At 72.3% G+C, this 18,828-nt stretch carries 14 protein-coding genes; 10 read left to right on the forward strand and 4 right to left on the reverse strand.

The features are described from left to right. Positions 1 to 116 precede the first annotated feature (116 nt). The 4 genes from J7I97_RS09585 to J7I97_RS09600 form a co-directional block, all read right to left on the reverse strand. Positions 117 to 2,534, reverse strand: coding sequence for a DUF3488 and transglutaminase-like domain-containing protein (locus J7I97_RS09585; RefSeq protein ID WP_214932794.1), 2,418 nt, complete (start codon positions 2,532 to 2,534; stop codon positions 117 to 119). After that, positions 2,531 to 3,934 carry a DUF58 domain-containing protein gene (locus J7I97_RS09590; RefSeq protein WP_214932796.1) on the reverse strand — a complete coding sequence of 468 codons (1,404 nt, stop codon included), beginning with the start codon at positions 3,932 to 3,934 and terminating at the stop codon, positions 2,531 to 2,533. The genes J7I97_RS09585 and J7I97_RS09590 overlap by 4 nt, the downstream gene beginning before the upstream one ends. Then, the gene (locus tag J7I97_RS09595) at positions 3,934 to 4,947 is read right to left on the reverse strand and encodes a MoxR family ATPase (protein WP_214932798.1); all 1,014 of its coding nucleotides are present in this window, start codon (positions 4,945 to 4,947) and stop codon (positions 3,934 to 3,936) included. Before J7I97_RS09595 ends, J7I97_RS09590 begins: the two co-directional genes overlap by 1 nt. 146 nt (positions 4,948 to 5,093) lie before the next feature. Beyond that, positions 5,094 to 5,681 carry a carbonic anhydrase gene (locus J7I97_RS09600; RefSeq protein WP_214932800.1) on the reverse strand — a complete coding sequence of 196 codons (588 nt, stop codon included), beginning with the start codon at positions 5,679 to 5,681 and terminating at the stop codon, positions 5,094 to 5,096. A 306-nt stretch (positions 5,682 to 5,987) separates the two neighbouring features. Here J7I97_RS09600 and rsmH point away from each other — a divergent pair, with 306 nt between their 5' ends. The 10 genes from rsmH (at position 5,988) to J7I97_RS09650 (ending at position 18,751) form a co-directional block, all read left to right on the forward strand. Further along, positions 5,988 to 6,917, forward strand: coding sequence for a 16S rRNA (cytosine(1402)-N(4))-methyltransferase RsmH (gene rsmH, locus J7I97_RS09605; protein ID WP_251049389.1), 930 nt, complete (start codon positions 5,988 to 5,990; stop codon positions 6,915 to 6,917). Then, the gene (locus tag J7I97_RS09610; RefSeq protein WP_374195450.1) at positions 6,914 to 7,489 is read left to right on the forward strand and encodes a hypothetical protein; all 576 of its coding nucleotides are present in this window, start codon (positions 6,914 to 6,916) and stop codon (positions 7,487 to 7,489) included. Before rsmH ends, J7I97_RS09610 begins: the two co-directional genes overlap by 4 nt. A gap of 165 nt (positions 7,490 to 7,654) precedes the next feature. Continuing rightward, positions 7,655 to 9,625: a penicillin-binding protein 2 gene (locus J7I97_RS09615; protein WP_214932804.1), complete on the forward strand. Its 1,971-nt coding sequence runs from the start codon at positions 7,655 to 7,657 to the stop codon at positions 9,623 to 9,625. Positions 9,626 to 9,671: 46 nt separating this feature from the next. Further along, complete coding sequence (locus J7I97_RS09620; RefSeq protein WP_214932805.1) at positions 9,672 to 11,384, forward strand: UDP-N-acetylmuramoyl-L-alanyl-D-glutamate--2,6-diaminopimelate ligase; 1,713 nt, start codon at positions 9,672 to 9,674, stop codon at positions 11,382 to 11,384. Then, positions 11,381 to 12,805 carry a UDP-N-acetylmuramoyl-tripeptide--D-alanyl-D-alanine ligase gene (gene murF, locus J7I97_RS09625; RefSeq protein ID WP_214932807.1) on the forward strand — a complete coding sequence of 475 codons (1,425 nt, stop codon included), beginning with the start codon at positions 11,381 to 11,383 and terminating at the stop codon, positions 12,803 to 12,805. The genes J7I97_RS09620 and murF overlap by 4 nt, the downstream gene beginning before the upstream one ends. Next, entirely contained in the window at positions 12,802 to 13,872 is a 1,071-nt protein-coding gene (gene mraY / locus J7I97_RS09630; RefSeq protein ID WP_214932809.1) for a phospho-N-acetylmuramoyl-pentapeptide-transferase, read from the forward strand. Before murF ends, mraY begins: the two co-directional genes overlap by 4 nt. Further along, complete coding sequence (gene murD / locus J7I97_RS09635; RefSeq protein ID WP_214932810.1) at positions 13,854 to 15,359, forward strand: UDP-N-acetylmuramoyl-L-alanine--D-glutamate ligase; 1,506 nt, start codon at positions 13,854 to 13,856, stop codon at positions 15,357 to 15,359. The genes mraY and murD overlap by 19 nt, the downstream gene beginning before the upstream one ends. Before the next feature lie 70 nt (positions 15,360 to 15,429). Continuing rightward, the gene (gene ftsW, locus J7I97_RS09640; RefSeq protein ID WP_214932812.1) at positions 15,430 to 16,791 is read left to right on the forward strand and encodes a putative lipid II flippase FtsW; all 1,362 of its coding nucleotides are present in this window, start codon (positions 15,430 to 15,432) and stop codon (positions 16,789 to 16,791) included. Positions 16,792 to 16,797: 6 nt separating this feature from the next. Next, positions 16,798 to 17,892, forward strand: a complete 1,095-nt coding sequence (gene murG, locus J7I97_RS09645) for an undecaprenyldiphospho-muramoylpentapeptide beta-N-acetylglucosaminyltransferase (protein ID WP_214932813.1) — start codon at positions 16,798 to 16,800, stop codon at positions 17,890 to 17,892. 31 nt (positions 17,893 to 17,923) lie between these two features. Continuing rightward, the gene (locus J7I97_RS09650) at positions 17,924 to 18,751 is read left to right on the forward strand and encodes an FtsQ-type POTRA domain-containing protein (RefSeq protein WP_214932815.1); all 828 of its coding nucleotides are present in this window, start codon (positions 17,924 to 17,926) and stop codon (positions 18,749 to 18,751) included. Positions 18,752 to 18,828 lie beyond the last annotated feature (77 nt).

Genomic DNA, 18,828 nt, shown 5'->3' on the forward strand with positions numbered 1-18,828 from the left:
AGGAGGAACGAGCCCCGCCGCACCGGCGTTTTCGCGCAAGGGACGGGCCGCGCGGACAGGCCGCCCCGGTCAGCCGCACCCCCGCCCGCGCCCGAGTCACACCCGTCCGCGCCCCGTCACCCGCGCCCGCGGGACGGCAGCCGCAGCCGCATCGCGGCCACGCGGGCGGAGACCGCCGAGGCCAGGTTCGCCCACCAGGCGGAGACCGCCCAGGACACCCGCGCCGCCGACCGCGGGAAGAGCAGCGCCCGCAGCCTGCCCCCGCGCGACGCACCCGCCAGCAGGCCCGCCCGCGCCCGCAGGACATCGTCCGCGAGGTCCCCGTACACCGGCTCCGCGCCGCCCGCAGGGGCGTACAGCGCCCGCTCCACGGCGCCCGCGACCCGGTGGACCGCCTGCGCCGCGTCCGGCTCCAGCCGGCCCAGCTCCACCACACGCCCGGCGGCACGCCGCGGTGACAGCGCCTCGTCCGGGGCGATGCCCACGTCCCACGCCGCGTCACCCAGCTCCAGCCAGGCGGGCAGCACCGCACCCGCCGCCAGCCGCCGCGCACGCACCCGCGTCCGCCACAGCAGGGGGAGCAGGGGCAGGGACAGGACCACGAGGGCCGCCCCCGTCCAGCCGAGGAGCGTCAGCAGGAACTGCCCGCCCCCGCCGTCCCCGGTGTTCTGCTTGAGGGCCGTGCCGCCGCACTCACCCAGCTTCTTCAGCTCCGGCGGGCAGTCCTCGGCCTTCGACGGCTCCGCCGCCGGCTCCGAGGCGTTCTGCGAAGGCAGCGTCGACGGGGTGGACGGCTGGGCCGTCGGCGCCTGCGCCCGGCTGTAGTCGGGGATCGAGATCCCCGACCGGGGCGTCGGCTCGAAGCGGGTCCAGCCCACGCCCTCGAAGTACAGCTCCGGCCACGCGTGAGCGTCCCGCATCGACACGTTCCAGGTGCCGTCCGACTGCTTCTCGCCCGGCGTGAAACCGACCGCCACCCGCGCCGGGATGCCCAGGGAGCGCGACATCGCCGCCATCGAGAACGCGAAGTGGATGCAGAAGCCCTCCTTGTCCTCCAGGAAGCGGGCGACGGCCTGCGGACCCGTACCCGAGGCGGTCCGCGTGTTGTAGCTGAATCCGCCGCTCACGGCGAAGAAGTCCTGAAGCTTCACCGCACGCGTGTAGTCGTCCTTCGAGCCCCGCACGACCTTGCGGGCCGTCTCCGCGACGACCGGCGGCAGATTGTCCGGCAGCTTCGTGTACTCGGCCTGGATCGCCGGATCCGGCTCGGGGGCGCTCTGGAGCTGGCGCACCGTCGGCTTCAGCAGCAGGCTGCGGACCGTGTACTGCGCGCCCTGGACGTTCTGGTACTTGTCCTTGCCGAGCTGGTCCCCGACCAGGGTCCGGCCGGCCTGCTCGAACCGCCACTTCCCGGCGATGTCCACACCCGTCGCCGGGTACGGCATCGGCAGGTAGCGCTGCACATAGGTGTCCGCCGCCGAGAAGGTGGTGCGCACCTCGGTCGCGGTCGTCCGGATCTGCCCGTTCAGCCCGGGAGGGCTGGGCAGCCGCTCCGGGACATCGGTCAGGGGCCGCCCGGAGGCCTCCCACTTGACCCCGTTGAACTCGTCCAGCGCCAGGATCCGCACGTACTGGTCGCCGATCTGCGGGCTGTCCGTCCGGTACTTCAGGACCACCCGGTTGTCCTGCGCGTTCAGGCTGCTCTGCAGCGAGACCAGCGGGTTGACCGCCGAGATCGTCCCGCCCGTACCGCTGCCGCTGCCGTCGCTCGCGCCCTGGTCGCCCAGCAGGCCGCCGCCGAGCGCGGGCAGCGCCGCCGGCACCGCGAGTGCCAGCCCCAGGGCCACCGCGCCGATCCGGCGCCCGGTGCGTACGGGGGCCACCGCTTCGCCGCCGCCCCCGTAGCCGGAGGCGGCCGACACCCGGCCGCTCGGGGCCGCGCCGAAGACCCGGCCCCACTGGGCGAGCCGGTCCCGGCCCTCGGCCAGGAGCAGCAACAGGTAGCCGCAGCCGGCCAGCAGGAACGAGAACCAGGAGTCCCCCTGACCGGCGGACAGCCCGGCGGCCACCGAGTACAGCGCGAGCAGCGGCAGCCCGGCCGCGGCGGCCGTCCGCATGGTCACCGCCAGCATGTCCACCAGCAGCCCGATCAGCAGCACCCCGGTCAGCAGCAGCAGCCGGATGCCGTCCGTCAGCGGGGCCGGTATCGCGAACTCGCCCACGTCCGAGACGCCCTGCTCGAACAGCGCGCCGAAGTCCGTGACCAGGTATGCCAGCGGCCCGCTCCCGGTGGACTCGCCCTTCCCCGCGAACAGGAACGCCAGGATCAGCAATGACACCAGCAGCTGCGCCGCCACGGTCAGCGACCGCGCCAGCGGCACCCGCCGGGCCCCGGCGCCCACCGTGCTCTGCACGGCGAGCAGCAGCGCCGCCTGCCCGATCCAGCTCTTCGACTCGACCAGTCCGAGCAGCGACCACGAGGTGAGCAGCGTGGCCAGCAGCGCGAAGAGCGTCAGTCTCGCCCGCCCGCTCATCCCCAACCTCCGGAAGTACCCGTGCCCGTGGGGGCGTTGCCGGCCTGCCGCCACAGCTCCGCGAAGGCCACCCCGGGCGGGGCGGCCAGCGCGGTCCAGCCCGCGTCGCGCAGCCTGCTCAGCCGCTCCTCCAGCGGCGGCAGCGCGTGCCCCTGCGCGGGCCGTCCGGCCCACGTCGCGGAGTCCAGCAGGAAGGCCACCGCACCGCCGGCGCGTTGGCGCATCTTGGCCGTCAGTTCAGTCTGTACGTCGTCCAGATCGCCGAAGAAGCCGATGAGGAGCCCGTCGGACCCGGCTCCTCCGAAGGCGCCGCCCCCGCCCCGGACCGCGTCGTACGCCCGCGACAGCCCCGCCCCGTCGGAGTGCCCGACCACCGCGAGGGTGTCCATCATCAGTCCGGCGGCCTCCGCGGACTCCTGCCCGCCGGAGGAGAAGCCACCGCCGCCCTCGCCGGGCACCGAGTCGCCGGTGTCGGTCAGCAGCCGCACCGAGAAGCCCTGCTCCAGGAGGTGCACCAGGGCCGAGGCGGCCCCCGACACGGCCCACTCGAACGCGGAGTCGGGGCCGGCGCCCTCGAAGGCGAGCTGCCGGGTGTCCAGCAGGACGGTGGCCCTGCTGCGCTGCGGCTGCTCCTCGCGGCGCACCATCAGCTCGCCGTACCGGGCGGTGGAGCGCCAGTGCACCCGGCGCAGGTCGTCGCCGCGCCGGTAGCCGCGCGGGATCACGTCGTCGTCGCCGGCCAGGGCCAGCGAGCGGCGGCTGCCGTCCCCGTAGCCGGAGGCCTCGCCGGCCAGCCGGACCGGGGGCAGCGGCTCGGTGCGCGGTATCACGGTGAGGGTGTCGTACGTACTGAACGAGCGGGTCAGCTCGACCAGCCCGAAGGGGTCGCTGAGCCGCAGCTGGAGCGGGCCCAGCGGGTAGCGGCCGCGCAGGTCCGAGCGGACCCGGTAGGACACCTCGCGGCGCCCGCCGGGCTCGACCCGGTCCAGGACGAAGCGGGGCCGGGGGCCGAGCACGTAGGGCACCCGGTCTTGGAGCATCAGCAGCCCGGTCGGCATCCGGGAGGTGTTGTCCATCCGCAGCTGTACCCGGGCCTCGGCGCCGGCGGACACCCGCATCGGGGTCAGCCGGCGGCTGCCGGAGACCCGGTGGCGGGTGCGGTGCAGGGCGTAGACGCAGATCAGCGGCAGCACGGCGAGCAGCAGCCCGACCCGCAGCAGCTGGTCCTGGCCGAGGACGTAGGCGCACGCGGCGGCGGCGACTCCGGCGGCCAGGAAGGAACGGCCGCGGGTGGTCAGCCCGGCCAGCGACGCGCGCAGCCCGCCCCGGCCACCGCCCTGGCCTGCCTCGCCTGCCTCGCCTGCCTCGCCGCCGGCGCCGCGCGGGGCACCGGCACTCATCAGAAGCTCCGGATGCCGGCGCCGGGCGGCGTCTCGCCGCCGCGGGGGTGTGCGGCCGGGACGGGGGTGCGCTGGAGGATGTCGTGGACGACCTGCTCGGCGGTGCGCCGGTTCAGTTGGGCCTGCGCGGTGGGCAGCAGCCGGTGCGCGAGGACCGGGGCGGCCAGCGCCTGGACGTCGTCGGGCAGCACGTACTCCCGGCCGGACAGCGCGGCGGAGGCCTTCACGGCGCGCAGGAGGTGCAGGGTGGCACGGGGCGAGGCGCCGAGGCGGAGGTCCGGGTGGCTGCGCGTGGCGGAGACCAGGTCGACGACGTAGCGCCGGACGGGCTCGGCGACGTACACCTCGCGGACGGCCTCTATGAGCTTGACGATGTCGTGGGCGTGCGCGACGGCCGTCAGGTCGTCGAGCGGGGAGAGCCCGCCGTGCACGTCGAGCATCTGGAGTTCGGCTTCGGGGCTGGGGTAGCCGACGGAGACGCGGGCCATGAAGCGGTCGCGCTGGGCCTCGGGGAGAGGGTAGGTGCCCTCCATCTCCACCGGGTTCTGGGTGGCGACCACCATGAAGGGGCTCGGCAGCGTGTACGTCGTGCCGTCGATGGTGACCTGGCGCTCCTCCATCGACTCCAGCAGCGCGGACTGGGTCTTCGGCGAGGCGCGGTTGATCTCGTCGCCGATGACGATCTGCGCGAAGATCGCGCCAGGCTTGAACTCGAACTCGCGGCGCTGCTGGTCGTAGATGCTGACGCCGGTGATGTCGGAGGGCAGCAGGTCCGGCGTGAACTGGATGCGCTGCACCGTGCAGTCGATGGACTTGGCGAGGGTCTTGGCCAGCATGGTCTTGCCGACGCCCGGCACGTCCTCGATCAGCAGGTGGCCCTCGGCGAGCAGCACGGTCAGCGCGAGGCGTACGACCTCGGGCTTGCCCTCGATCACGCTCTCGACCGAGCGGCGGACCCGCTCCGCCGTGCTGGTCAGATCCGCGAGGCTCGCTCGGTCGTCATACGTCGTCACCTGGTTCTCCTAGGCCCTTTCTCAGGGCCCAACGCCTTTGGCGCATGCATGGCCCACCCCAACACCTCAACAACGCGGACGCCGGCCCGGAGGCTTTCCGGGTGACGTCTCCCCGCATTCTTGACGGCGCTACGGCCTTGTGTCACTCAAGAGGCGGGGTCGATCTCCCGCAGGAGCCCGGTGTGCACGTCGAAGACGAAGCCTCGCACATCGTCCTTGTGGGGCAGGAAGGGGTTCGTCCGGACCCGCTGCATGGACTGGCGCACGTCCTGGTCCACGTCGCGGAAGGCCTCGACGGCCCAGGCGGGGCGCTGGCCGACCTCGTCCTCCAGCTCGTGCCGGAAGTCCTCGGTCAGGGTTTCGAGACCGCAGCCGGTGTGGTGGATGAGTATCACCGCGCGGGTGCCCAGTGCCCGCTGGCTGATGGTGAGCGAGCGGATGGTGTCGTCGGTGACCACACCGCCGGCGTTGCGGATGGTGTGGCAGTCGCCGAGCTCCAGGCCGAGGGCGGCGTGCAGGTCGAGGCGGGCGTCCATACAGGCCACCACGGCCACCCGCAGGACCGGGCGGGCGTCCATGCCGGGATCGGCGAATTCCGAGGCGTAGCGCCGGTTCGCCTCGACCAGCCGGTCGGTGACGGAACCGCCACCGGACACCGGGGGCGCGGACTCGGCAGGCAGGGATGCGGAAGTCGTCATGGATACGACGTTAGTGGTCACAGCTCGGGGAGGCATGGAGTGAGGGTGGACAAAGAACGTCAACAGGACTTGTTGTGAGCTAACCCACAGGGGTGGGGCGGGGGAGGCTATTCGGGTGGTTCGCGGCTTTTGGGGGTTCGCCGGGAGAGGGGGAGCCCGGCGCGCGGGGCGGTTCGTTGACCGCGGCGACCGTTGCACTAAAGTGACGCGAACCGGCCGGAGCCCGGCCCTCACCGGCCGCCCGGCCCCCTGGTAAAACTCCGCGTGCGCGGCGCGGCGTACGCCTGCCGCGCCGTTATCTGAGAGGGCGCTTTGACTAGCGAGTCCCGACATGTCCCGGTGATGCTCCAGCGGTGCCTGGACCTGTTGGCCCCGGCGCTGGAGAGGCCGGGGGCCGTCGTAGTCGACTGCACCCTCGGCCTCGGAGGCCACAGCGAGGCCCTGCTGACCCGGTTCCCCGAGGCGCACCTGATCGGCCTCGACCGCGACAAGGAGGCCCTGCGGCTCTCCGGCGAGCGGCTCGCGCCCTTCGGCGACCGGGCCACCCTGGTCCACGCGATCTACGCCGACCTGGCCGAGGTGCTGGACAGCCTCGGCATCCCCACCGTCCAGGGCATCCTGTTCGACCTGGGCGTCTCCTCCATGCAGCTGGACGAGGCCGACCGCGGCTTCGCCTACGCGCAGGACGCGCCGCTGGACATGCGGATGGACCAGACGACCGGCATCAGCGCGGCGGAGGTCCTCAACACGTACGCGCCGGGCGAGCTAGTCCGGATCCTGCGCCAGTACGGCGAGGAGAAGCAGGCCAAGCGGATCGTGTCCGCGATCGTGCGCGAGCGGGAGAATGAGCCGTTCACCAACAGCGCGCGGCTGGTCGAGCTGATCCGGGACTCGCTGCCGCAGGCGGCGAAGCGGACGGGCGGCAACCCGGCGAAGCGGACCTTCCAGGCGCTGCGGATCGAGGTCAACGGGGAGCTGTCGGGGCTGGAGCGGGCGATCCCGGCGGCCGTGGACCGCATCGCGGTCGGCGGCCGGATCGCGGTGCTCTCCTATCACTCCCTGGAGGACCGCCTGGTCAAGCAGGTCTTCGCGGCGGGCGCGGCCTCGACGGCGCCGCCGGGGCTGCCGGTGGTTCCGGAGAAGTACCAGCCGAAGCTGAAGCTGCTCACGCGCGGGGCGGAGCTCCCCACCGAGGAGGAGATCGCCGAGAACCGACGGGCCGCCCCTGCCCGCTTCCGCGGGGTGGAGCGCATCCGGGAGGCGCGACTGTGAGCAAACGCGGGCCACGGTTCGGGCAGCGGGCCGCCGGACAGGCGGCCCGGATGCCGTTCGTCCTGCTGGTGGTGGCCCTGCTCGGCGGCGGTCTGATCAGCCTCCTGCTCCTGAACTCGGCGCTGAACCAGGGTTCCTTCCAGCTGACCAAGCTGAAGAAGGAGACCACCGCGCTGACGGACGAGGAGCAGGCGCTGCAGCGGGACGTGGACGGCTACTCGGCCCCGGACGCGCTCCAGCGCCGGGCGCACGAGCTGGGCCTGGTCCCGGGCGGCAGTCCGGTCTTCATCGGCCCCGACGGCAAGATCACCGGCACCGCGGCAGCCGCGTCCGAACCCCCGCCGCCGTCCGCCCCGCCGACGGCTGCCCAGAGCCCAGCCGGCCCCGCCGCCCAGGCCGCTCCCCCGTCCGGCTCGGCTGCCCAGGCCGCCCCGTCCGGTGGCGGTGCCGGGACGGCCACCCCGTCGCCCGCGCAGAACGCCCCCCAGAGCGCAGCCCCGGCCGACTCCCCGCAGGGCGCCCCGGCTGCGCCCACCGCAACCCCCCAGCCCAGCCAGACCCCCGGAAGGTGACGACGCCGTGACGCGGACCCCTGCGGGGCCTTCCCCCACCCCGCCCTTCCCCCGTTCCCCGGGCCCCGCCCGAACCCGCGCCTCAATCTCCGGCGGGGCCGAAGGCGCCCCGGCCCGGACAGATCCAGCCCCGTCGGCGTTCGTACGGCTCGGCGGGGTGGTGGCGTGAGGCCGTCAGAGCCGCGGCGGCGGGTGCCGGGGCCCGGGCGGGCCCGGGCGGCCACCGGCGCGCGGACCCCGGCGACCCGGCCCGCCACGCGCAGGCCCGCCCCCGCGAGGAAACCGCACACCATCCGGCTCGGGAGCCCCCGGCCCCGGCTGCGGCTGGTCAGCGTCGGGCTGACCCTCGTGATGCTGGCCTTCGTCGTGCGGCTGCTCCAGGTACAGGCCGTCGACGCCTCCTCGTACTCCGCCAAGGCCTCCGAGAACCGCTTCGCGAGCTACACCCTGGCCGCCGAGCGCGGCGAGATCACCGACCGCAAGGGCGTCGCCCTCGCCACCAGCGTCGACGCGTACGACATCACCGCCGACCCCAAGATGTTCACCCCCCAGGAGAGCAAGGCCCCCGACGCCCCCGAGCAGGCCGCCGCCCTCCTCGCGCCCATCCTCGGCAAGGACGCCAAGGAGCTCACCGGGCGCCTGAAGACCAAGAACACCCGCTACGTCGTCCTCGCCCGCCGCCAGACCCCCCAGGTCTGGAACCAGATCAAGGACCTCAAGCGGGTCTTCGCCGACAAGGCCGCCGCAGACCGCAAGAACAACGGCCCCGGCGCCAACGTCCTCGCCGGCGTGTTCAACGAGAACAGCAGCAAGCGCGTGTACCCGGGCGGAGACCTGGCCGCCGGGATACTGGGCTACGTCAACGCCGAAGGCAAGGGCGGCGGCGGACTGGAGTCCTCCCTCGACAAGAAGCTCGCCGGCAAGGACGGCGAGCTCACCTACGCCCAGTCCGGCGGCCGCCGCGTGCCCACCGCGGGATCCAGCGAGAAGCCCGCCGTACCCGGCGACGACATCGAGCTGACCATCGACCGCGACATCCAGTGGGCCGCGCAGAGCGCCATCACCGAACAGGTCGAGAAGTCCGGCGCCGACCGCGGCTACGTCATCGTCCAGGACACCCGCACCGGCGAGGTGCTGGCCATGGCCAACGCCCCCGGCTTCGACCCCAACGACCTGACCAAGGCGCGATCCACCGCCATGGGCAACGCCGCCCTCCAGGACGTGTACGAGCCCGGCTCCACCGCCAAGGTGATGTCAATGGCCGCCGTACTGGAGGAGAAGAAGGCCACCGCCGACACCCACGTGGAGGTCCCCAACCGGCTGCACCGCGGCGACCGGCTGTTCAAGGACGACGTCGACCACCCGACCTGGTACCTGACCCTCAACGGGGTCCTCGCCAAGTCCTCCAACATCGGCACCATCCTGGCCACCGGCCAGCTCGGCCCCACCCAGCCCGAGGCCAACAAGGTCCTGCACTCCTACCTGACCAGATTCGGCATCGGAGCGCCCTCAGGCCTGAACTACCCCGGCGAGTCCCGCGGCATCCTCGCCAAGCCCGAGGACTGGTCCACCTCCCAGCAGTACACGATTCCTTTCGGCCAGGGCCTGTCCCTCAACGCCATGCAGGCGACCTCCGTGTACTCGACCATCGCCAACGGCGGGGTCCGCATCGAGCCGACCCTGGTCCGCGGCACCAAGGGCCCCGACGGCCGGTTCACCCCGGCCCCCGCGCCCGGGAAGCACCGCGTGGTCAGCGAGGAGACCGCCAGGACCCTCTCCGCGATGCTGGAATCCGTGGTCGACGACCAGGAGGGCACCGGCACCAAGGCCCGCATCCCCGGCTACCGGGTCGGCGGCAAGACCGGCACCTCCAACCGGGTGGATCCGGCCACCGGCCGCTACAAGGGCTACACCGCCTCCTTCGCCGGATTCGCACCCGCCGACAACCCCCGCGTCACCGTGTACTGCGCCATCCAGAACCCCACGAAGGGCAGCTACTTCGGCGGACAGATCTGCGGCCCCATCTACAAGCGGGTCATGGAGTTCGCCCTCAAGACCCTCCAGGTCGCCCCCACCGGAACCGCCCCCGCCGGGCTGCCGGTCACTTTCGAACCGGGCACCCAGCCCGCTCGGTGACCCGCCCGTCCGGCCGGCCCGCCAGAAGAACCGTGAGGCACCATCAGTGACAACGATCACCCCGAAACCCGGGAACCAATCGGCCGCCGGCTCCGCGGCCGGGCCCTCGCTTCGCAACGGGCCCGCTGCGCCCGGTACGCTCACCGCCGTGCCCCACGCTGATCAGCCCAGAACCACCCAGAAAGACGCCCCGGCAGCGCCGCCGGGAGCGCCCCGGCCCGTGTCCGCGCGTCCGACACCCCTCGGCGAGCTGGCCGCCCTGCTGGGAGTCGAAGCCCCAGGCGCGGCCACCGCGGCGGAGTCCCCGCAGATCACCGGCATCACGCACGACTCCCGTGCCGTGCGCCCCGGCGACCTGTACGCGGCCCTGCCCGGCGCCAAGCTGCACGGCGCGGACTTCGCCGCCCAGGCGGCCGCCCTGGGCGCCGCCGCCGTGCTGACCGACCCCGCGGGCGCCGAACGGGCCGCCGCGACCGGGCTCCCGGTCCTGGCCGTCGCCGAACCGCGCGGCCGGATGGGCGAGCTCGCCGCCGCGATCTACGGGCACCCGGGCGAAGGCCTGCTCCAGCTCGGCATCACCGGCACCTCCGGCAAGACCACCACGGCCTACCTCGTCGAGGGCGGCCTGCGCGGGGCCGGACGTACGACCGGGCTGATCGGCACGGTCGAGATGCGCATCGGCGACGAGCGCATCAAGTCCGAGCGCACCACCCCCGAGGCCACCGACCTCCAGGCCCTGTTCGCCGTCATGCGCGAACGCGGCGTCGAGGCCGTGGCCATGGAGGTCTCCAGCCACGCCCTGGTGCTGGGCCGGGTCGACGGATGCGTCTTCGACGTGGCCGTCTTCAACAACCTGAGCCCGGAGCACATGGAGTTCCACTCCGACATGGAGGACTACTTCCAGGCCAAGGCGCAGCTCTTCACGGAGCGCCGCGCCCGCCTCGGCGTGGTCAACATCGACGACGAGTACGGCCGCCGCCTCGCCAAGGAGTCGGCGATCCCGGTCCTCACCTTCTCCGCCGCCGGCGACCCGGCCGCCGACTGGCGCGCCGAGGACGTGGTCTCCGGGCAGATGGACTCCACCCTGACGCTGGTGGGCCCGGAAGGACAGCGCGTGCGGGCCACCGCCCCGCTGCCCGGCCCGTTCAACGTCGCCAACACCGTCGCCGCGATCGTCACGCTCGCCGCGGCCGGCCTCGACCCGCAGACCGCCGCCGACGGCGTCGCCGCCGTGCCCGGGGTCCCCGGCCGGCTGGAGCGGGTGGACGCGGGCCAGCCGTACCTCGCCGTAGTCGACTACGCGCACAAGACGGACGCCGTCGAATCGGTCCTGCGCGCCCTGCGCGAGGTCACCACCGGCAAGCTGCACATCGTGATCGGCTGCGGCGGCGACCGCGACACCACCAAGCGCGCCCCGATGGGCGCCGCGGCCGCCCGGTTCGCCGACACCGCCGTCCTGACCTCCGACAACCCGCGCTCCGAGGACCCGCTCGCGATCCTCGCCGCGATGTTCGAAGGGGCCGTGTCCGTACCGCCCGCCGAGCGGGGCACCGTGCTCGTCGACGCCGACCGGGCCGCGGCCATCGCCGCCGCCGTCGCGCGCGCCGAGCCCGGCGACACCGTCCTGGTGGCCGGCAAGGGCCACGAGCAGGGCCAGGACACGGCCGGCGTCGTACGTCCCTTCGACGACCGCGCGGTGCTCCGCAGCGCCATCGAGACCCGAGCGCTCCATGCCCGACAGGCCGAGGTGAACCAGTGATCGACCTCTCCCTGGCCGAGATCGCCGACATCACCGGCGGGCGGCCCCACGACATACCGGATCCGTCCGTGCGGATCAGCGGACCGGTCGTCATCGACTCCCGCAAGGTGGAGCCCGGCAGCCTGTTCGCCGCCTTCGACGGCGAACACGTCGACGGCCACGACTACGCCGGGCGCGCGGTCGCCGCCGGGGCCGCCGCCGTCCTCGCGGCCCGGCCCGTCGGTGTCCCCGCGATCGTCGTCCCCGATGTGGAGAAGGCGCTCGGCGCCCTCGCCCGGGCCGTCGTCGAACGCCTCGGCACCGACGTGGTGGCGCTCACCGGCTCGGCCGGCAAGACCTCCACCAAGGACCTCATCGCGCAGGTCCTCCAGAGCCACGCGCCCACCGTGTGGACCCCCGGCTCCCTCAACAACGAGATCGGCCTGCCCCTCACCGCCCTCCGGGCCACGGCCGGAACCCGGCACCTGGTACTGGAGATGGGCGCCCGCGGCATCGGCCACATCGCCTACCTCGCCGGCCTGACCCCGCCGCGCATCGGCCTCGTACTCAACGTGGGCACGGCCCACATCGGCGAGTTCGGGGGCCGTGAGCAGATCGCCCAGGCCAAGGGAGAGCTGGTCGAGGCCCTCCCCGCCGAGGCCGACGGCGGAGTCGCCGTACTGAACGCGGACGACCTGCTGGTGCGCGCCATGTCCGCCCGCACGAAGGCCCGTACCGTCCTGTTCGGCGAGGCCGAGGACGCCGACGTACGAGCCACGGCAGTGCGTATGACTCCCGGGGGACAGCCCGCCTTCACACTCCACACACCGACCGGGTGCAGCGATGTGACCTTGCGGCTGTACGGTGAGCACCACGTGTCGAACGCGCTCGCCGCGGCCGCCGTTGCCCATGTCCTGGGCATGTCCGTCGAGGAGATCGCCACCGCGCTCTCCGGAGCGGGCACGCTGTCCCGGTGGCGGATGGAGGTCACCGAGCGGGCGGACGGTGTGACGATCGTCAACGACGCCTACAACGCGAACCCGGAGTCCATGCGGGCCGCTCTGCGCGCGCTTGCCGCGATGGGGGGCGCCGCCAGGGCGAACGGGGGGCGTACGTGGGCGGTGCTGGGCCCCATGGCCGAGCTCGGTGACGCATCGCTGGCCGAGCACGACGCGGTGGGACGGCTTGCCGTCCGGCTCAACGTGAGCAAGCTCGTCGCAGTCGGGGGCAGGGAAGCGTCCTGGCTGCAACTGGGCGCATATAACGAGGGTTCGTGGGGTGAGGAGTCGGTGCTCGTGTCCGACGCGCAGGCGGCGGTCGACCTGTTGCGCAGTGAACTGCGCCCGGGGGACGTCGTGCTGGTGAAGGCTTCCAGGTCGATCGGACTGGAGCGGGTCGCGCTGGCGTTGCTGGAGCGCGAGGGCGAGGTCGCCGACCGATGAGGCAGATCCTGTTCGCCGGAGTCATCGGACTCTTCCTCACGCTCATCGGCACCCCGCTGCTGATCAAGGGTCTGGCCCGCAAGGGCTACGGCCAGTTCATCCGGGACGACGGGCCACGCGGCCACGCCGGGAAGAAGGGCACGCCCACCATGGGCGGTATCTCCTTCATCCTGGCGACGCTGATCGCGTACGTCCTGACGAAGGTGATCACCTCCAGTGAGCCGACCTTCTCGGGTCTGCTCGTGCTGTTCCTGATGGCGGGCATGGGCCTGGTCGGCTTCCTGGACGACTACATCAAGATCGTCAAGCAGCGTTCGCTGGGTCTGCGGGCCAAGGCCAAGATGGCCGGCCAGCTGATCGTCGGCATCGCCTTCGCCGTGCTCGCACTCCAGTTCTCGGACTCGCGCGGGCTGGCCCCGGCCTCCACCAAGCTGTCGTTCGTCACGGACTTCGGCTGGTCGATCGGCCCGGTGCTGTTCGTCGTCTGGGCGCTGTTCATGATCCTGGCCATGTCCAACGGCGTGAACCTGACCGACGGTCTGGACGGCCTGGCCACCGGCGCCGCCGTAATGGTCTTCGGCGCCTACACCTTCATCGGCGTCTGGCAGCACCAGGAGTCCTGCGCCAACGCGGACAGCCTGACCAACCCGGCGGCCTGCTTCGAGGTACGCGACCCGCTGGACCTCGCGGTCGTCGCCTCCGCCCTGATGGGAGCCTGCTTCGGCTTCCTGTGGTGGAACACCTCGCCCGCCAAGATCTTCATGGGTGACACCGGTTCGCTCGCGCTCGGCGGCGCGCTCGCCGGCCTCGCGATCTGCTCCCGCACGGAGTTCCTGATCGCGCTGCTCGGCGGCCTCTTCGTCCTCATCACCATGTCGGTGGTCATCCAGGTCGGCTCGTTCAAGATGACCGGGAAGCGCGTCTTCCGGATGGCCCCGTTGCAGCACCACTTCGAACTCAAGGGGTGGTCCGAAGTCCTTGTGGTGGTCCGCTTCTGGATCATCCAGGGCATGTGCGTGATCGTGGGTCTCGGTCTCTTCTACGCAGGATGGGCAGCCGACAAGTGACCGCCTGGCAGGGCAAGAACATCACCGTCGCCGGCCTCGGCGTGAGCGGCATCAGTGCCGCCCGCGCCCTGGCCGGCCTCGGCGCGCGGGTGACCGTCGTCGACAACGGAGACGGCGATGCGCACCGCGCGCGGGCCGCCGAGCTGGCGCAGCAGGGCATCGAGGTCCGCCTCGGCCACCTGGACGGCGGTGCCCCGGCGGGCGAGGTCCTGCCCGAGGGCACCGACCTCGTGGTCACCTCGCCGGGCTGGAAGCCCGACAGCCCGCTGTTCGCGGCCGCCGCCGCGGCCGGCGTGGACGTCGTGGGCGACGTCGAGATCGCCTGGCTGCTTCGCGAGGTCGGCGAGGACCTGCGCGCAGCACGGTCCGGGGAGGCCGCGGCCGGTGCGTCCCGCAGGGAACCGGCGCCGTGGCTCGCCATCACCGGGACGAACGGCAAGACCACCACCACCCAGATGCTGGCGTCGATCCTGAAGGCCGCGGGCCTGAGGACCGCCGCCGTCGGGAACATCGGCACCCCGATCATCGACGTGGTCCTCGGCGAGGAGCAGTACGACGTACTCGCCGTCGAACTCTCCAGCTACCAGCTGCACTGGGCGCCCTCGCTGCGCGCCCACTCCGCGGTCGTGCTCAACCTGGCCCCGGACCACCTAGACTGGCACGGCTCGATGGAGGCGTACGCCGCCGACAAGGGCCGGATCTACGAGGGCAACCGGGTCGCCTGCGTCTACAACGTCGCCGACCCGGCCACCGAGGCCCTGGTGGTCGAGGCCGACGTGGAGGAGGGCTGCCGGGCGATCGGCTTCACCCTCGGCGCCCCCGGCCCCTCGATGCTCGGCGTGGTGGACGGCATCCTCGTCGACCGGGCCTTCGTGGAGAACCGGCAGAAGAACGCCCAGGAGCTCGCCGAGGTCAAGGACGTCAACCCGCCGGCCCCGCACAACATCGCCAACGCGCTGGCCGCGGCCGCGCTGGCCCGCGCCTTCGGCGTCGAGCCGCGTGCGGTCCGCGACGGCCTGCGGAACTTCCGGCCGGACGCGCACCGGGTCGCCCACGTGGACGAGGTCGGCGGGGTCACGTACATCGACGACTCCAAGGCCACCAACACGCACGCCGCCGAGGCCTCGCTCGCGGCCTTCGAACCCGTCGTCTGGATCGCCGGCGGCCTCGCCAAGGGCGCGACCTTCGACGAGCTCGTACAGAAGTCGGCGAAGCGGCTGCGCGGTGTGGTGCTGATCGGCGCCGACCGGGCGCTGATCGCCGATGCGCTGGCGCGACACGCCCCCGAGGTCCCGGTGGTCGACCTCGAACGGACCGACACTGGGGCGATGCTCGCAGCGGTCCGGGAAGCGGCCCGGATGGCCGAGCCCGGGGACACGGTCCTGCTGGCACCCGCCTGCGCCTCGATGGACATGTTCGCGAACTACAACAAGCGTGGGGACGCATTCGCCGACGCGGTGCGCGAACTGGCCGCCGAGAGCGCCTAGGTCGATCCAGGGTACGTGGTTCCCTTCCGACCGGCTGCTCGCCTCGTACGAGTGGAGGGGAAGATCACAGATGCCGGCCAAGCAAGTGCTGCCGGGGCGGCGGCCGCCCGCCGTGAAGGCACAAGGCCGCAAGCGCCCGCCGGTGAGTGTAAAGCGGCCCGCCGGGCGCGGGCCGCTGGCCCGGTTCCGGCGTACGCAAAGACAGTTGAGCAAGGCCTGGGACCGGCCGCTCACCGCGTATTACCTGATTTTCGGCAGCTCGTTGCTCATCACCGTGCTCGGTCTCGTGATGGTCTACTCGGCCTCCATGATCAAGGCGCTCCAGCTGGGCCTGGGCGACGCGTACTTCTTCAAGAAGCAGTTCCTGGCCGCCCTGATCGGCACCGGACTGATGCTGGTCGCCTCCCGGATGCCGGTCAAACTGCACCGGGCGCTCTCGTACCCGGTGCTCGCCGGCACGCTGTTCCTGATGGTCCTGGTCCAGGTCCCCGGGATAGGGGTGGCGATCAACGGCAACCAGAATTGGATCTCCCTTGGTGGTCCGTTCATGTTGCAGCCCAGTGAGTTCGGCAAGCTGGCCCTGATCCTGTGGGGCGCGGACCTGCTGGCCCGCAAGGGCGACAAGGACCTGCTGAGCCAGTGGAAGCACCTGTTGGTGCCGCTGGTTCCGGTGGCGTTCCTGCTGCTCGGGCTGATCATGCTCGGCGGGGACATGGGTACCGCGATGATCCTCGGGGCCATCCTGTTCGGCCTGCTGTGGCTGGCGGGTGCGCCGACGCGGATGTTCATGGGAGTGCTGGCGTTCGCGGGTGTGATCGTCGCACTGCTCATCAAGACCAGCCCGCACCGGATGGACCGGCTCGCGTGCCTCGGCGCGACCGATCCCGGCAGGAACGACCTGTGCTGGCAGGCCGTCCACGGGATCTACGCCCTCGCATCCGGCGGATGGTTCGGTTCCGGTTTGGGTGCCAGTGTGGAAAAATGGGGCCAACTGCCAGAAGCCCATACCGACTTCATCTTCGCCATCACAGGGGAGGAACTGGGTCTGGCGGGGACGCTGTCGGTGCTCGCCCTGTTCGCGGCTCTAGGCTATGCGGGTATCCGCGTGGCCGGACGCACGGAGGACTCCTTCGTACGGTATGCCGCGGGAGGCGTGACCACGTGGATCACGGCGCAGGCTGTGATCAACATCGGTGCGGTGCTCGGTCTGCTGCCGATCGCCGGGGTCCCGCTCCCGCTGTTCTCCTACGGAGGGTCAGCCCTGCTGCCGACCATGTTCGCGGTCGGACTGCTCATCGCCTTCGCGCGGGAGGAGCCGGCGGCGCGCGCGGCGCTCGCGATGCGCCAGCCGAAGACCGGCTGGAAGCGGACCGGGCAGAGATGGAAGTCGATGAGACGGCGCGTCAAGAAGCGTCCGTCCGGAGAGCGGTGAATTTCGGTGCATGTCGTACTCGCCGGTGGGGGGACCGCCGGCCACATCGAGCCGGCGCTCGCCCTCGCGGACGCCCTGCGCAGGCAGGACCCTTCCGTGGGCATCACCGCCCTCGGCACGGAACGCGGACTCGAAACCCGCCTGGTGCCCGAGCGCGGCTACGAGCTGGGGCTGATCCCCGCCGTACCGCTGCCCCGCAAGCCAACCCCCGAGCTGATCACGGTCCCGGGACGGCTCCGGGGCACGATCAAGGCCGCAGAGGAGATCCTGGAGCGCACCAAGGCGGACTGCGTCGTCGGCTTCGGCGGCTACGTGGCCCTGCCCGGCTACCTCGCCGCCAAGCGGCTCGGGGTGCCGATCATCGTCCACGAGGCCAACGCACGGCCGGGACTGGCCAATAAGATCGGCTCCCGGTACGCGCACGCCGTCGCGGTCTCCACCCCCGACAGCAAGCTGCGCGGCGCCCGCTACGTGGGGATCCCGCTGCGGCGCTCGATCTCCACCCTCGACCGGGCCGCGGTCCGCCCCGAGGCGCGCGCCGCGTTCGGCCTGGACCCCAACCTGCCGACCCTGCTGGTCTCCGGCGGCTCGCAGGGCGCCCGCCGCCTCAACGAGGTGATCCAGCAGGTCGCGCCGACCCTCCAGCGCTCCGGGATCCAGATCCTGCACGCGGTCGGGCCGAAGAACGAACTGCCGCGTGTCGACAACATGCCCGGGATGCCGCCGTATGTGCCGGTACCGTACGTGGACCGGATGGACCTCGCGTACGCCGCCGCCGACATGATGCTGTGCCGTGCGGGCGCGATGACCGTCGCCGAACTCTCCGCCGTCGGGCTGCCCGCCGCCTACGTACCGTTGCCGATCGGCAACGGCGAACAGCGGCTCAACGCCCAGCCGGTGGTCAAGGCCGGCGGCGGCCTGCTCGTGGACGACGCGGAGCTGACCCCCGAGTGGGTGCTCAGCCAGGTCCTCCCGGTGCTGTCCGATCCGCACCGCCTGTACGAGATGTCCCGCGCCGCCGCCGAGTTCGGCCGCCGGGACGCCGACGACCTGCTCGTCGGCCTGGTCTACGAGGCGATCGCCGCACGCAGAGCCCGCTGAGGCGGAAAGCACTGACCCAGGAGGCACAGGAGTGGCCGGAGCGACGACCGCACAGCGCGGCACCCCAGGCTCTGACCGGTCTGCCCGAAAGGGCTCCGGCTCTCCCAAGCCCCCGAAGTCGTCGAAGAGGTCCGGCCCGCGGGGCCCCGGCAGCCGTCTGCGCCGGGGGCCCGTGCTGGCCGCCCTCGCCGCCGCGGTGATCCTCGCCGGGGGCGGCACCTGGGTGCTCTACGGCTCCTCCTGGCTCCGCGTCGAGAAGGTCACGGCGAGCGGCACCGAGGTGCTCACCTCCGAGCAGGTGCTGTCCGCCGCGGCCGTGCCCGTCGGCGCACCGCTGGTGAGCGTCGACACGGACGAGATCGCGGGCCGGCTCCGCGGCAGGCTGCCCCGCATCGATTCGGTCGATGTGGTGCGGGCGTGGCCGCACGGAATCGGGCTGAAGGTGACGGAACGCAAACCCGTACTTCTCGTCAAGAAGGGCGCCGACTTCGTCGAAGTGGACGCTTCGGGTATGCGATTCGACACGGTGGCGAAAGCACCCGGAGGCGTTCCGGTCCTCGAATTGTCAGCGGAGCACTCGCCGAGCGGCCGCCGCTTCGACGGGGAGCGGCTGCTGCGCGAGGCGGTGGGCATCGCCGGGAGCCTCCCGGAAGCGGTCGCCAAGGAGACCGTGCAGGTCAAGGTGCGGTCGTACGACTCGGTCGTGCTGGAGTTGACCGAGGGCCGGACCGTCGTGTGGGGGAGCGGCGAACTGGGTGAGGCCAAGAGCCGCGCGCTGACCGCTCTGCTGAAAGCCGCGCCCGGGGCTGACCGCTTTGACGTGAGCGTCCCCACCGCCCCTGCGGTGTCCGGGAGTTGACGTCGAGTCGAACAGCGACACACCCTGGTTGGCCAGCGATACGGGTGATCACATAGGGTGAAAAGAAAAACGGGAGG

The organism is Streptomyces sp. ISL-87 (assembly GCF_018614095.1).
In the GTDB taxonomy this organism is placed as follows: domain Bacteria; phylum Actinomycetota; class Actinomycetes; order Streptomycetales; family Streptomycetaceae; genus Streptomyces.